We start from the raw sequence: 13,472 nt of genomic DNA, 5'->3' as shown, positions 1-13,472 counted from the left end.
CTTCCAAATACAAAACCATTTTCCATTAATCCTAATCCCCAAATTGCTTGTAGCGTGTGTTGGCGGTAGTAATTATTTGTATGTTATCTCGTGATACTTTTTAATTTTTTTATTCTCTTTTGTAAATAATATAGATTCTTTTAACTTTTTGAATTCATCATATCCAATGTCTACAACAATTTTATTTTCTGAATTGACTATTCCAAATTTGTTGTTTTTCTTAACAATAAATTCTTTTGAAAGATAAATGTTTTCTATTAATTCATATTCGCAAGGAATAATTATGTTGTTTTCATAATTTATAACTCCAAATTTTCCTTTTGATTTAAATATTTGATTTGCATTTTTTGGAAATTCTTGTTCATCTTTAAATTTTACAAACTCATCTACAAATGCTTCGTTTTCAGTATATTTTGTTTCTTTTAAGTGAACCAAAAAGTGTTTGTTGTTTCTAGATGCAAAGATTCTCTTTTCAAATACATTAAAAAATATATATTCTTCATTTAGAACTTTTTCACCGTTTTCAAAAAACAAACCATTTTCATTTTTAGTATTCTGAACTATAAAATACTTATCAAATAAAGTTCTAATATTTTTATAACGCAATGGAATTATATCATTTTCAATGTTAGGATTAATTACGCCATATAATTTGTCTTTTTGGACAATGTAATTATCTCCAAGATTGTTGTCTCCAAAAGAAACTGCATCATCAAAATAGCTGAAATAAATTTCATCGTAAACAAAAGGTTTTATTATAGAATCTGTTAATGAAATAAATCCTTTTTTATTATTGCTTTTAGCAATAAAGAAAGACTTTACTTGTTTTATTTCATCATATTTACATTCAATAATAAATTCTCCTTTTGAATTCATTACGCCAACTTTAGCATTTTGATTATTTTTAATTAAATATAAATCATTATTTAAAACTCTTTCGAAATAATAATCTTTAATAGGTTTTAAAACAATATTTCCAAGATTATCAATAATTGAATTTGACTTATTCTGAAAGGCGATAATTGCTTTATTATTACTGAAATTTGAAATCTCTGTAAATTGCAAATTGCTTATTTGTTTTCCTTGATAATCATAAAGATTATTTAGTCCTTTAATTTCGGCAATGATTAAATTATTATCTGTTGATATGTAGTCAAATTTAGTTGGTAAAATAATATTATTTAAAGTATCTATAACTCCGAATTTATTGTCTTTTGAAACTCTGATTAAACCTTTTTCAATGTAAAAAACATCGTCGTATATAATTGGGATTTTAACATTACCTTTTAAATCGATAAATCCCCGCTTGAATTTGTTATTTATTTCGTTTCCAACTTCGAATAGGTTTTGGAGTTCTTTTTTGTTATAAATAAATGAAAACACAGGTCTGATAACTATTTTTTCGGTGCTATCAATAACTCCCATTTTATTGTCGAAAGTTCTGAAGACAGCATAATTATTTTCAAAATTATAAACATATTCATATTTGTGATTTTGTTCTAACTTTTCTCTTATGTAGTCAAATTTTTTTTGACTCATTGCGATTAAAGGAAATAGTAAAAAAAAGAGTTTTAACATTTTCATAAATTCTTATTTTTCGCGATTTCGAGGGATTATTACCGCCAACGTTCCCGCGCTACAAGCAGTTTGGGACTAAATTAAGCTCTATTTTCGGGTTTGCCAAATCTTCCAAATACAAAACCAATTTCAAATTAAGCCTAATACCCAAATTGCTTGTAGCGTGTGTTACCAGCTGTATTTTTTATTCAGTTGTCTTTTATCACTTTCGTATTTGATATTGCATCGTGAAATCCATTTCTTGTAAAAAAGAATGAAAATCTATCAAAAGGAATAAATCTGCAAAATGTTCGACTTATTATATCTCCAAGTTCTGCTTTTTCGCCTTCTAGATTTACAACTTTTGTTTTCGTTATAATTTTTCCTATTGTTTTTTGATATTTATGTTCAAAAAATATATAATAAGTTGTGACAAAAATTATGAATGAAGTCAATCTGTATATTGCTCTTGAAATTTGATTTGTTAGTGGCAATAAAGTTTCAAGATTTGGAATAATTAAGTTATAAAGTATAAAAATTAAAATGAAGTCAATTAAGAAGTTCAGAAATCTAATTTTTGAGTGTACAGTTTTATTCTCTACTTTTTCAAGTTTCTGTTTTTCTACTTCCACTTTTTCAGCAACTTCTTTGAATCGATCTTGGTCAATATTTCGCAGTTCAATTTCTTTTTTTGCAGTTTCAAGTGCTAATTCTTGATATTTCCCACTATCAACTGTTACAATTTTGATTAATTCTTCGTCAGTTCTATTTGACATTATTTTCGTAAAATTATTTTCCATTCTGTAAATTGGTATTCATTTATCTTTCGTTTTTTAGAGAATATAGCTGGTAACGTTCCCGCGCTACAAGTAGTTTGGGACTAAATTAAGCCCATTATTCGGATTTGCCAAATCATCCCAAATACAAAACCAATTTCAAAATAAGCCTAATACCCAAATTGCTTGTAGCGTGTGTTGGCGGTTCGGCTTTTTAGCCACAATATTTTCTGTTTCGCATTTCCACAGTTATCAAATGAAGTGCAAGTTTAAATTAATTTATTAGATTATTAGAAAATCAAGAAATTAAAATTAAAATTATAGATGGTAAATATTTTTTATCTTGTTATGAAAACGGAAAAGTAAAAGAACAATATAGTCCACAAACAAATGAAACTATTCAGATTTATGTTGTTTCGATTTTAAATGGTTTTCAACCACCACGAAACCTTCGTCATCTAGATAAACTGTCTGACTAAATTCAATGTGTAAAAAACCACCTCGATCTTTTAATCGGTAAAAATCAAGTCCGCCAAAATCAACTTCTAAATCTTGGTTTTCAACTTTTAATTGCTCTATTAATTCTTTTACAGTTATTCTCATTACTTATAAAATTTAATTATTTAATGTCTTTAAAATTCATTTTTTAGTTTGATCTTTTGTTTAGATAATTTATTGCTCAAATAATTCTACGTTATCACAAGTGTAATTATCTTCTCCTGTTAATGTTACTTGGCAACTGTAATTAGTTCTTATCATTGCTCCAAAGCTGTTTTGAGAATCTACATAACTAGTGACTATAAATGTATCATTGTCAACTTGGGTAACCGAACCTTCACCGAATGGGAATTCAGCACTTGAAGGAGATTTTAATTGTTGCTCAACACAATTGTGAGAATACACAATTGCTTTCGTTTTCAAATTCTGTTCATTACTAATTGCTTTTTCTTCGTCTGTTTGTGAACAAGAACACTTAAATATTAAAAAAATAATGAAAAAAAAGATGCACATAAATACTATGCCTCCTTTAGTAACTGGTTGTTTAGGGGTTGAATTACTCAAAGTTTTAAAATTTAAATTATTATGAAAATATTTCTCTTTCGGCAGTTTCGATTCTGCAAGCTGACCGCCAACGTTCCCGCGCTACAAGTAGTTTGGGACTAAATTAAGCCCTATTTTCGGATTTGCCAAATCTCCCAAATACAAAACCAATTTCAAATTAAGCCTAAAACCCAAATTGCTTGTAGCGTGTGTTATGGGTTGCTTGTTTTAGTCGAAATTACAATTAAACCGTAAACTTTTTAAGTTTCTATTGTCAGATGCCAACTTTTTTTATTTGTTAAAGATAATTTGATTTCTTTCGTCAATAATTATTCTGGCATCCAAATCTAATATTTCATTATTTGTTATTGGGTCTTTTTCGACTTTAAAAGTATAAAACCAAGTTTCTCCTTTGTCAAACGAAATCAGTGCTAAACCAGCTGTAAATTTCACTTTCTTTTTAGCGTCCTCCATTTCCAAACTGAAAGGAATACTACATTGTAGTTGATTTTTATAACTAATTATTTCAGAGTTTTTCCCGAATGAAATGTTTGTGACTTTAACTCCTTTTGCTTCATAATTTTTACTCAATTCCGTTAGTAAGAAAACTAAATCTTGTTTTGTTTTCAAATATTCGATTAGTTTTGGTGTTGCAAAATCTGAAAGTGTTTCAAAATCTTTTTCTAGAAACAATTCTCGAAAACTTAAAGTAGATTTTTCAATTTTATCTGATAAATTTTGTCCATTCATTATAAATGGAAATATGAATAATAATAGACAAACGTAGTCCTTCATTTAGATAGTTTTTTTTTAGTGAATACAACTTCCTGATTGTTTTCTCCAGCGTCATTTCGGCACAAGTAACCCATAACGTCCCCGCGCTACAAGTAGTTTGGGACTAAATTAAGCCCATTATTCGGATTTGCCAAATCTTCGAAATACAAAACCAATTTCAAATTAAGCCTATTGCCCAAATTGCTTGTAGCGTGTGTTAGGCATTGTTTATTATTTCACTAAACTTCTAAAATATCCTTCGGCAATATGCTCCTTTTTTTCATCCATATTTTGTTCGATAATTTTAAATTTAATTTTACCAAACAAACTATCTCCACTCTTATATTTTAGTTTGTCAAGTACAAGTTCTTGGTAAATAGTTTTGTAAGTTTTTTTGTTTTTAGGATCTGGTGAACATTCGGATAAATAAGGTTTGATTGTATAAATACTTTTATTTAGAACAATATTAAAACCTCTACTTCCAACTCCATTGAATGAACCTATTATTATGATTAAATTCCCTTTTTGTCCAAAAAATCCATCATCAATCAAACTCCTACAATTATTCATTTTTGAGGACTCTAAGCTTTCATCTTTGTAACTTTGGTAAATGACTCCACTTGTCTTTTTTCTTAAAGTATCATTATTCATTTTTTCATAAAAATTAAAAACCTCTCTTTGATTGTTTAACTTTTTGATTTGGAAATTTTCTCTTAGAGTTTTGTCTACAATGAGAATATTTGATGGTTGTTTATCTTTCGTTGAGCAGTAACAGAAAAAAAGGAGAAAAAAGGAAAAAATTATAATCTTCATAATTCTATATTTAGCATTTTGGTGTTTTAAATAATGCCTAACGTCCCCGCGCTACAAGTAGTTTGGGACTAAATTAAGCCCTATTTTCGGATTTGCCAAATCGTTCAAATACAAAACCAATTTCAAATTAAGTCTAATACCCAAATTGCTTGTAGCGTGTGTTGGCGGTTCGGCTTTTTATTTATATCCGTGTTGTTTTATTACTAATGTGTCAATTATGTCAGATCGTAATATATATATAGTTGAATTATTTAAATCAGTAAAAAAATACTGTTTTTCTGAATTTCCAATTAGTTTAAGAGTATCAATTTTTTCTAATTTATTATTTGGGATTATTTGTTGGTTAATCGTGTATTGGTATTTAATGTTATTTTGAATTAATTCACTTTGGTATTTTCCTGCAACAAATGAAAAAACAGGAATGTAAACTAAAATTTTAATTATTAACGATGTGTGTTTTTCTATATAATTATTAGCTTCCGCTATTCTTTCAATAATTATTGATGTTGTAAAAGAAAAATAAATACCAAAATATAGCCAATCGTATGTTTTACATACTTTGTATAAGTAAATTGTTATCCCAACCCACAATAATAACAGAATGTTTATCGAAATTTTTGAGTTCAATTTTTTTCCAATAGTAGAATTTCTTCCTTCCCCATTTGGAAGTAAATTATTGTAATTATAAAATGAATTTAGTAGAATATGATTTAATAAGAAAATGAAAACTGAACCAATGAAAGGATAAATAAAAGATTTTAAAATTTCTGAAACTCCAAGGTATGATAATCCATTAATATTGAAAGTATCCCAATAAGTAATATGATAAATTCCACCACAAATGGTAAAATATGGGATTAAAAATATTGTAATTGATTTTATATCTTTCATTCTTCGGTTTTTCTGTTCTGTGGCAAGCTGACCGCCAACGTCCCCGCGCTACAAGCAGTTTGGGACTAAATTAAGCCCTATTTTCGGATTTGCCAAATCTTCCAAATACAAATCAATTTTTGCTTTAAGCCAAATGCCCAAATTGCTTGTAGCGTGTGTTAGGGTGTGTAGCTTGACGATGCTGAGCACGAACGATTAGACTTCCCAATTGTCGATTCCGATTTCGGTAACTTTTCCGCCTTCCGATTTCCGTTCCAAATAGTTTCCGTTTTTGAACTTCAAGTTTCAGTTAAACCTCAAGTAAAATCGACAAAAATATTCCGCTTTCGGTTTTCCATAAAGCAGTTCACGTTTCTTTGTCCGCAACAATTAAGTTTCAGATTTCGGTTCGAATTTCGGTTCAGATTTGAGTTCAGATTTCGGCCAGCTCGGTTTCTGCTTCGTTATGTATTTTCCGAACTAAAGTTTCTGATTATAATCGACTTTTGATCGTCAACAGCTATACACCCTAACTAGTATATAGGTCTGACGATGTCAGACCTATATACCCAAAATCGGGTAGATAGGTCTGATAAGTATCATCCCTTTTGATATGCTAAAATAGAAAAAAATACTTATAAATCATCAAAGGGACTTTTTATTTGTTGAATATTTTTCGTACTTACGTGGGTGTAAATTTCGGTTGTCTTACTGCTGTTGTGACCCAGTAATTCTTGTATGTATCTCAAATCGGTACCGTTTTCTAGCAAATGTGTGGCAAAACTGTGGCGCAACCAATGAAGGCTGACGGGTTTTGTTATTCCTGCTTTGTGTAGGGCATGTTTTAAGACCGATTGCAAGCTTTTTTCGGAGTAGGTTTCTCCAACTGTGTTGCCTTCAAACAACCAGGTTGTTGGTTTGAATGCCAAATAATAATCCCGAAGCATTAGCAAAATTTTGCCCGATAATGGAGCAATCCGGTCTTTCTTGCCCTTGCTTTGTCTGATAATTACAATTCCTCTTTTGGAGTCGATATCGGTGGGTTTTAGATGCAAAAGTTCGCTTCTCCGCAATCCGCAGGCATAAATCAGACTCAGCATCGTTTTGTGTTTGAGGTTGATGTGGGCATTCAATATCAATTTTACTTCTTCCTTGCTCAAAACGTTGGGGAGTACTTTTTCTCGTTTCGGACGGTGAATTTTGTCTAGTTCTATTTTGGTTTCTCTTACCGTCGAAAAAAATAATTTTATGGAGCTAACCATCTGATTTTGAAAAGAACCGGATAATTTATTGTTTAAAATGTATTCGTTATTATAGCGAATGACATCATTATTGTCAATTTCGGCAACCGGTTTTTCGTTGTAAAAGGTCAGAAAATATCGTAAAGCTTCGGTGTAGGTTGTTATGGTGCTATCGCTATAACGGCGGGACAATAACCAGCATTTGAATTTTTGGATTTGTGCGATTCCCTCAGCCGAAGGTAGTTGGATTGGGACCTCAGCAATTTGAAATAACATTCGGTTCTCGAAGGTGTCCGGTAAGTGCCAAATGCCTAATGTTTGACTCCATCGCGATCCTTCTTGTTGCTTAATACGATCAATCCAATCTTGGTTTTTTTCGAAATAAATGGCGATTCGGCTTTCACCACGGTGTTTGATGAGTTGTGCTTTCCAGTTCATAAGGCGTATAATTAATGTAAAGGCGTATATTTGAGGGATAAAGATAAGGAAAAGATTGCATATTTTAGATTACAGAAAATAGAAAATAGAGAAAATATAACACAAAATTTTAGATCAAATAATTAACGCAAAGTTCCATCGCAAATAATTATAGAGATATTGTCATTTTGAGTGTATTTGACGGAGGAGCTTTTCCCTGCTATCATTCCAATCTTTTTTGTCCCGAAGAAAAATCGGGACAAAAAAGGATTTTCCCTTCTATCAGGGCTAGGGCATCCGTTTTCATAAGAAAATTTATTTTTGAAATAAATTTCTTTTGCTCTAGTCTAGTTCCTTGATTGACTATTGTAAAAAGGGGATTATGAAATGATTGACTAGGTTATTTTTTATTGACTTTTGAAATTGCCATTGAAATTGAATTCAGTTCTCGCAATAACGGGAAGCCCGCGAGAGGGGTAGGAGTTAGCTACCGAAGTAGCACGGATGACCCGACAGCATCCCGATAATAGGGCGAATACCCGCAAAGAGAATAGCCCTTTTTGTCGGGATGGTGGCTCGCCCCAATAATTTTTATTAAACCGGAGCTTCTGTCAATGCAATGAAACTGCTTTTGGGCGCTTCGCATAACGAACAGCAGTAATCTACAGGTAAATCTTTGAAAAGAGTGCCTTTTTCGACACCTTGAATGACATCGCCGTAATCCGAGTTATAGACCGTTAAGCATTCTTGACATTGATGAATGTCTTGCGCTTTGGTTTCTTTTTTGGCGGTAGTGTTTTGGAATTCTAGTACGCTGGTACCGAGTTCTTCGAAGTATTTTTTACTCAATTCTATTAGGATATTGGGCAATTCGAGTTTGTCGACATCTTGTGCATGTACGATGTATTCCTTGGTGTTGGGGTCAAAATTTTTGGCGTACAAAACGTTGAAGGTGTCTCGGATTTTGATGGATTCGAGATCCTTTGGCGATTCGTTTTTTTCGATGACTACCGAGGTAAAATAGTGACCGTCCCGATTGTAGTCGGATAGCCCGAAGGTGAGTCCATAGGTGCTGATGTCAAACTGATCGAGGGTACGCACGAGGAAGGTTTTGAGGTTGAGAGCCCATTCTGTAGCGACAGGTAAATGCCAGTTGAGTTCGAGCAGCGAATGACGAACGTTGATTCCTTTTTTGCCCAGGAATTTTTCCCAATCGAGTTTGCGGTCTTTGGGGATTCCTTTGACGATGAAGGATTTCCAGGGGGTGATGCATATTTTTCCGATTTTGCAGTCGAAACACAAATCACACATTTCTTTTAGGAATTCCAGATCGTAAAGGTTGTTGCGCCAATAAAGCCCAAGCCAGTATTGATCGATGCCGAGTCGGTTCATTCCTTCATAATAGGGAAAAGGGTAGAACGGAATGTTTAACGGTTGGTCAATGGTTCTGTTGTTGGTGTCCAAATCACTGATGAGCTGGAAAATCATATCGACCGTATCGGGTTCTTCTTGCAGGATTTTTTCGATTTCGTAATACACTTTTCCAATGTCCCAACTGTAGATCAATACGGGGAAAAGTTCCATTTTGTCCCATTTCGGCAAACGAACATACAGGAACCAATAATCCTCGTGGTGCGAAGCTATAAAGTTGATATGCCCCGTAAATAGCGGAACGAGTTGCTGTTTCGGGTCGGTTATGTTGACTTTGAGTTTGGGTTGTTCCTTAAATTGTTCCAAGATATACAGGAATTTGTTTCCGGTCAGCCAAGGGGTGTTCCTGAAAATATCGGTCGAAACATAAGAGGAAACAATGTTATTGCCGCTTTTTTCGTTGGGTAAAACAAAATGATGTTTGCCTAATTTTTCGGGCATACTAGTTTTGAATCCTTTTGGGAAAATGATGTCTTGTCTGGAACCAAAAGAGATGGCGTCAAGTCCTTGCTCGATTCCCATATTTACAATTTCTCGCAATTCTCCCGGAGATAGTACTCCACCTTTTACTATGAGTCTTGTTAATTCCATGTCTTTTAGCTTTTATTGTTGGTTGTTTAAAGGTTTGAATTTTTTTAAATGTTTAATCGTTTGAAATTGTTCAAGGTTTGTTGTTTTGATGTTGATGTTGTTTTTTAGCAGGATGAGACTATTAAACAATTTTAAACTTTAAACAATTTAAACTCTATTTCACCTTCGCCAATATCTCCTTCACTTCGGTTTTGCAGCTGCCACAGCCGAGTCCCGCTCCGGTGGTTTTGCACAATTCGGTAAAGTTGGTAACGCCGCTTTTGATGCAATCTTCTATGTTTCCACTTCCAACCTGACTACAAGAACAAACGAGTTTTCCCAATACTGGTTTGGCTTCGGCACTGCTTCCCCTTAATAGTGTGTTTCGCTTGTCGGCCAATTCGATTTTGCTTTCGATCATCGTTTTGAATTCGGCAAACTCATTTTTGTCCCCCATCAGGATGGCGCCTATGAGTAAATCGTTCTTGACGATGCATTTTTTGTAATAACGTTTTCCTAAGTCGGCAAAAACAATTTCTTCGTAGGAATCGTCATTTTCGGGCACTTCGATTTGACCAATCGAACACAGATTGATGTCTTCCAGTTTCAGGATATTCATCAACACCGATCCTTTGTAAAAACTGCTGATATCGCCGGCAATAAAATTAGCCAAAACATCGGCTTGTTCTTCGGCGGCAGAAGTAATTCCGAATAACATATTGTTGAACTCGGCAATTTCACCAATGGCAAATACATCTGGATTGGAGGTTTGCAAATACTGATTGACTTTTACGCCACGTCCGCATGCCAGCCCGGTTTCCTTGGCCAATTCGATGTTCGGAATGGTTCCAATGGTATACACAATGGTATTGGCGGTAATGATTCGACCGCTTTTCAAGGCGATTTCGAGTTCGTTGGCATTGTCAGTTTCAAATACGGTGCTGACTTCATTATCAAAATAAATTTGAATGTCTCGCAGTTGCACTTCTTCGGCCAATAATTTACTCGAGATTCTGTCTAATTGACGCTCCATCAATCGAGACGCTCGTTGAATAATCGTAATTTTGACTTTTTTGTGTTTGAGTGCTGCAGCTAATTCTAATCCTAATAATCCACCACCCACAATCACTACATGCTGTTCTTCGGCGGGTAAATTGGTTCCGTCTAAGTAGTCTTTTAATCTATCAGCATCATTTTTCTTTCGGATGGTAAAACGTCCCGGAAGATGCAACTGGGCATTTTCGGGTATAAAAGGACGACTTCCCGTTGCCATGATCAAGGTGTCAAACTGATGAACGGTTCCGTTGCTGTCTGTTATTACTTTGTCAGTTGTATTTACATTTTCGATAGCAACGCCCGATTTCATGGTGATATTCAGTTGACCTAATGCTTCGTCTTTTATTTTCAGCAGACTTTCCCAAGACAATTCGGCTGTTACATATTCGGGCAATAAAACACGATTGTAGAATGGATTTTCCTCATTGGAAAATACAATAATTTCATCGGTAGTATTGATTTCTCTGTAATTCTGTATAAAGCGAAAAGCCGCTGCTCCAGCACCAATAACTGCGATCTTTTGAAACGGTTTTACGTATTTGGCAACTGCAACCGTGGTGTATTTGAAATCAGGTTCTTTGGATATTGGATCGACAATGGTATTCGTTAGATTGTTGGTTCTGTTCAAATCGTTGTCCAATTGTTTTCCCCAATGCATTGGCAAAAATAAAACGCCTTCTTTGATCGTTTCTGTTACTTTGGCTTTTACGCGAACTTCGCCGTTTTTGCTGCTTACCACAACAATATTGCCATTTTTTATATCCCATTTGTACGCATCAATAGGATTGATTTCTAGTACTGGGCTAGGAGTGTGCGTCATCAATCGAGACACTTTTCCCGTTTTGGTCATCGTGTGCCATTGATCCCGAATACGTCCCGTGGTCAATATAAATGGATATTTTTCGGAAGGCAGTGCGGATGTGTTTTCGATACTCGTCGGAATATTGAAAATCGCTTTTTGCGAAGGTGTATAGAATTTTTTGTCGGCAAATAATCGGGGAGTGCCCGGGTGCCCATAATCGGGAACGGGCCACTGGAAAGTCCCTTCGTTTTTCAATCTGGAATAATTTAGATACGAAATATCCATATTGGTGCCTTTGGTCATCAGGCAGTATTCTTTGTAAACGGCTTCTATGTTATTAAAATTGAAACCGGAAAATTTCATTTTTTTGGCAAAACGCAATAAAATTTCCACATCCGATAACGCTTCTCCTGGAGCATTAATCCCTTTTGGTAAATAAGAAATGCGACGTTCCGAGTTGGTCATCGTTCCTTCTTTTTCCAACCAGCCAGCTGCAGGCAATAGTAAATCGGCAAACTTAGCCGTATCAGCATTGTGGGAGATGTCTTGAACGACTACGAATTTGGCGTTTTGCAAGGCTTTTTCGACTCTTCGGGAATCGGGTAAACTCACTATAGGATTGGTGCAAATTATCCAAATGGCTTTCATTTTTCCAGATTCTAAGGCGTCAAACATTTCGGTTGCCGTCAGTCCTGGTTTTTCAGAAATGGATTCCACTCCCCAAAAATCGGCCACTTCCTTGCGGTGTTCCGCATTGTTTAACTCTTTGTGAACTGCTAGTAAATTGGCCATTCCACCCACTTCGCGACCTCCCATAGCGTTGGGTTGTCCAGTTAAAGAGAAAGGGCCTGATCCTGGTTTACCTATTTGTCCAGTCACTAATGAGAGATTTAGTAAAGCGGTGTTTTTGTCAACACCAATGGCACTTTGGTTTAGCCCCATAGCCCACATGGATATAAATCCTTTGGCTTTGCCAATAATATCGGCTGCTAAGTGAATGTCAGTTACCGGTACACCGCATAATTTAGACGCTCTTTCGAAAGAACTGTTGCATACCATCTCTTTGTACAGTTGGTAATTTTCGGTATGGTTTTTCACAAAATCCGAATCGACATAGCCTTTTTCGATCAAGCGTTTCCCGATAGCATGGTATAAAACAATGTCCGTTCCCGGAAGTATTTGTAAGTGCAAATCAGCCGCGATAGCCGAGTCGGTGCGTCTCGGATCAACAACTATGATTTTTGTTTTTGGATTTTTTTCTTTGTGTTGTTCCATTCGTCTGAAAAGAATCGGGTGACAAAAAGCAGGATTGGCTCCAGTGATCAAGAAAGTATCGGCAAGTTCGATATCGGCATAAGCAACAGGAACCGAGTCTTCCCCAAAGGTCTTTTTGTAACCCGCCACCGCCGAACTCATGCAAAGTCTGGAGTTGGTGTCTATATTGTTGGTTTTCAAGAAACCTTTAACCAATTTGTTTACGAGATAATATTCTTCGGTCAAACATTGTCCTGAGATGTAAAACCCTACGCTGTCTGGTCCGTGTTTTTTTATAATGGAGGAAAAAACCGCGGCAGCACGATCCAGAGCGGCATCCCAACTTACTCTTTCTTTCGGATGCGATTTACTCCATCTCATTTCGGGATACAGTATCCTATCCGAAGTATCATTCACCACATAATGCAGATTCATCCCTTTAGAACAAAGCATTCCTCTATTTACGGGATGGTCTTTGTCGCCGGCAACCGTCACTCCATTTTTAGAATCATTTTTTACAATAATTCCGCATCCTACTCCACAATAGGAACACGTAGTTTTGATTTCTGTATTTTGCATTAGGTTTGTCTTTATTGGTAAAGTAGTTTTGAATGTATGAAATGTACATTGTATGAAAACAAAAATAAGTAATAATTACGTATAAATACGTATAAATCTAATTTTATTTTGATGTTTAAGGTATTAAAATTGGAATGTTAAAAATCAGTTCTCTTTTTTGAATTATTACAAGAATTGTATGCCATAGCGGAATAATAAATGTTTTTTTGGTATTATTTTAAAACAGTACCTTTTAGACTGCAACCTGAGACTGAATACTGAGTACTGAATACTGTTTTCGGGCGTGCCCCT

Annotated in this window: 10 protein-coding genes; all 10 read right to left on the bottom strand. The window is 34.6% G+C overall.

The annotated features are described in order from the left end of the window. Positions 1-72 precede the first annotated feature (72 nt). The 10 genes from OLM57_RS16665 to OLM57_RS16620 all read right to left on the bottom strand — a co-directional run bounded on the left by OLM57_RS16665 (position 73) and on the right by OLM57_RS16620 (position 13,181). Entirely contained in the window at positions 73-1,584 is a 1,512-nt protein-coding gene (locus OLM57_RS16665; protein ID WP_264564823.1) for a WG repeat-containing protein, read from the bottom strand. 182 nt (positions 1,585-1,766) lie between these two features. Next, entirely contained in the window at positions 1,767-2,333 is a 567-nt protein-coding gene (locus OLM57_RS16660; protein ID WP_264564822.1) for an RDD family protein, read from the bottom strand. Between the two features lie 396 nt (positions 2,334-2,729). Further along, positions 2,730-2,936, bottom strand: coding sequence for a hypothetical protein (locus OLM57_RS16655; RefSeq protein ID WP_264564821.1), 207 nt, complete (start codon positions 2,934-2,936; stop codon positions 2,730-2,732). A gap of 69 nt (positions 2,937-3,005) precedes the next feature. Then, complete coding sequence (locus OLM57_RS16650; RefSeq protein ID WP_264564820.1) at positions 3,006-3,254, bottom strand: hypothetical protein; 249 nt, start codon at positions 3,252-3,254, stop codon at positions 3,006-3,008. Between the two features lie 411 nt (positions 3,255-3,665). Then, positions 3,666-4,169 carry a hypothetical protein gene (locus OLM57_RS16645; RefSeq protein WP_264564819.1) on the bottom strand — a complete coding sequence of 168 codons (504 nt, stop codon included), beginning with the start codon at positions 4,167-4,169 and terminating at the stop codon, positions 3,666-3,668. A 210-nt stretch (positions 4,170-4,379) separates the two neighbouring features. Continuing rightward, positions 4,380-4,961, bottom strand: coding sequence for a hypothetical protein (locus OLM57_RS16640; protein ID WP_264564818.1), 582 nt, complete (start codon positions 4,959-4,961; stop codon positions 4,380-4,382). A gap of 177 nt (positions 4,962-5,138) precedes the next feature. Next, a complete protein-coding gene (locus OLM57_RS16635) occupies positions 5,139-5,852 on the bottom strand; it encodes a hypothetical protein (protein ID WP_264564817.1) in 714 nt (237 codons plus the stop codon). A 614-nt stretch (positions 5,853-6,466) separates the two neighbouring features. Continuing rightward, the gene (locus OLM57_RS16630) at positions 6,467-7,510 is read right to left on the bottom strand and encodes a tyrosine-type recombinase/integrase (RefSeq protein WP_264564816.1); all 1,044 of its coding nucleotides are present in this window, start codon (positions 7,508-7,510) and stop codon (positions 6,467-6,469) included. Positions 7,511-8,083: 573 nt separating this feature from the next. Continuing rightward, positions 8,084-9,511 (bottom strand): rubredoxin, encoded by a 1,428-nt coding sequence (locus OLM57_RS16625; RefSeq protein ID WP_264564815.1) that lies wholly within the window; start codon positions 9,509-9,511, stop codon positions 8,084-8,086. Between the two features lie 154 nt (positions 9,512-9,665). Continuing rightward, the gene (locus tag OLM57_RS16620; protein WP_264564814.1) at positions 9,666-13,181 is read right to left on the bottom strand and encodes a nitrate reductase; all 3,516 of its coding nucleotides are present in this window, start codon (positions 13,179-13,181) and stop codon (positions 9,666-9,668) included. Positions 13,182-13,472: the final 291 nt, after the last annotated feature.

Origin of the sequence: Flavobacterium sp. N3904 (genome assembly GCF_025947305.1) — a bacterium.
Taxonomy (GTDB): domain Bacteria; phylum Bacteroidota; class Bacteroidia; order Flavobacteriales; family Flavobacteriaceae; genus Flavobacterium.
The sequence above is the reverse complement of the archived record's forward strand: the minus strand, read 5'-3'. Positions and strand labels throughout refer to the sequence as shown.

Coding starts and splice junctions, on each gene's coding strand:
- OLM57_RS16660 (WP_264564822.1), bottom strand. CDS start 2,333: ATGTCAAATAGAACTGACGAAGAATTAATCAAAATTGTAACAGTTGAT.
- OLM57_RS16625 (WP_264564815.1), bottom strand. CDS start 9,511: ATGGAATTAACAAGACTCATAGTAAAAGGTGGAGTACTATCTCCGGGA.
- OLM57_RS16645 (WP_264564819.1), bottom strand. CDS start 4,169: ATGAAGGACTACGTTTGTCTATTATTATTCATATTTCCATTTATAATG.
- OLM57_RS16630 (WP_264564816.1), bottom strand. CDS start 7,510: ATGAACTGGAAAGCACAACTCATCAAACACCGTGGTGAAAGCCGAATC.
- OLM57_RS16635 (WP_264564817.1), bottom strand. CDS start 5,852: ATGAAAGATATAAAATCAATTACAATATTTTTAATCCCATATTTTACC.
- OLM57_RS16640 (WP_264564818.1), bottom strand. CDS start 4,961: ATGAAGATTATAATTTTTTCCTTTTTTCTCCTTTTTTTCTGTTACTGC.
- OLM57_RS16620 (WP_264564814.1), bottom strand. CDS start 13,181: ATGCAAAATACAGAAATCAAAACTACGTGTTCCTATTGTGGAGTAGGA.
- OLM57_RS16665 (WP_264564823.1), bottom strand. CDS start 1,584: ATGAAAATGTTAAAACTCTTTTTTTTACTATTTCCTTTAATCGCAATG.
- OLM57_RS16655 (WP_264564821.1), bottom strand. CDS start 2,936: ATGAGAATAACTGTAAAAGAATTAATAGAGCAATTAAAAGTTGAAAAC.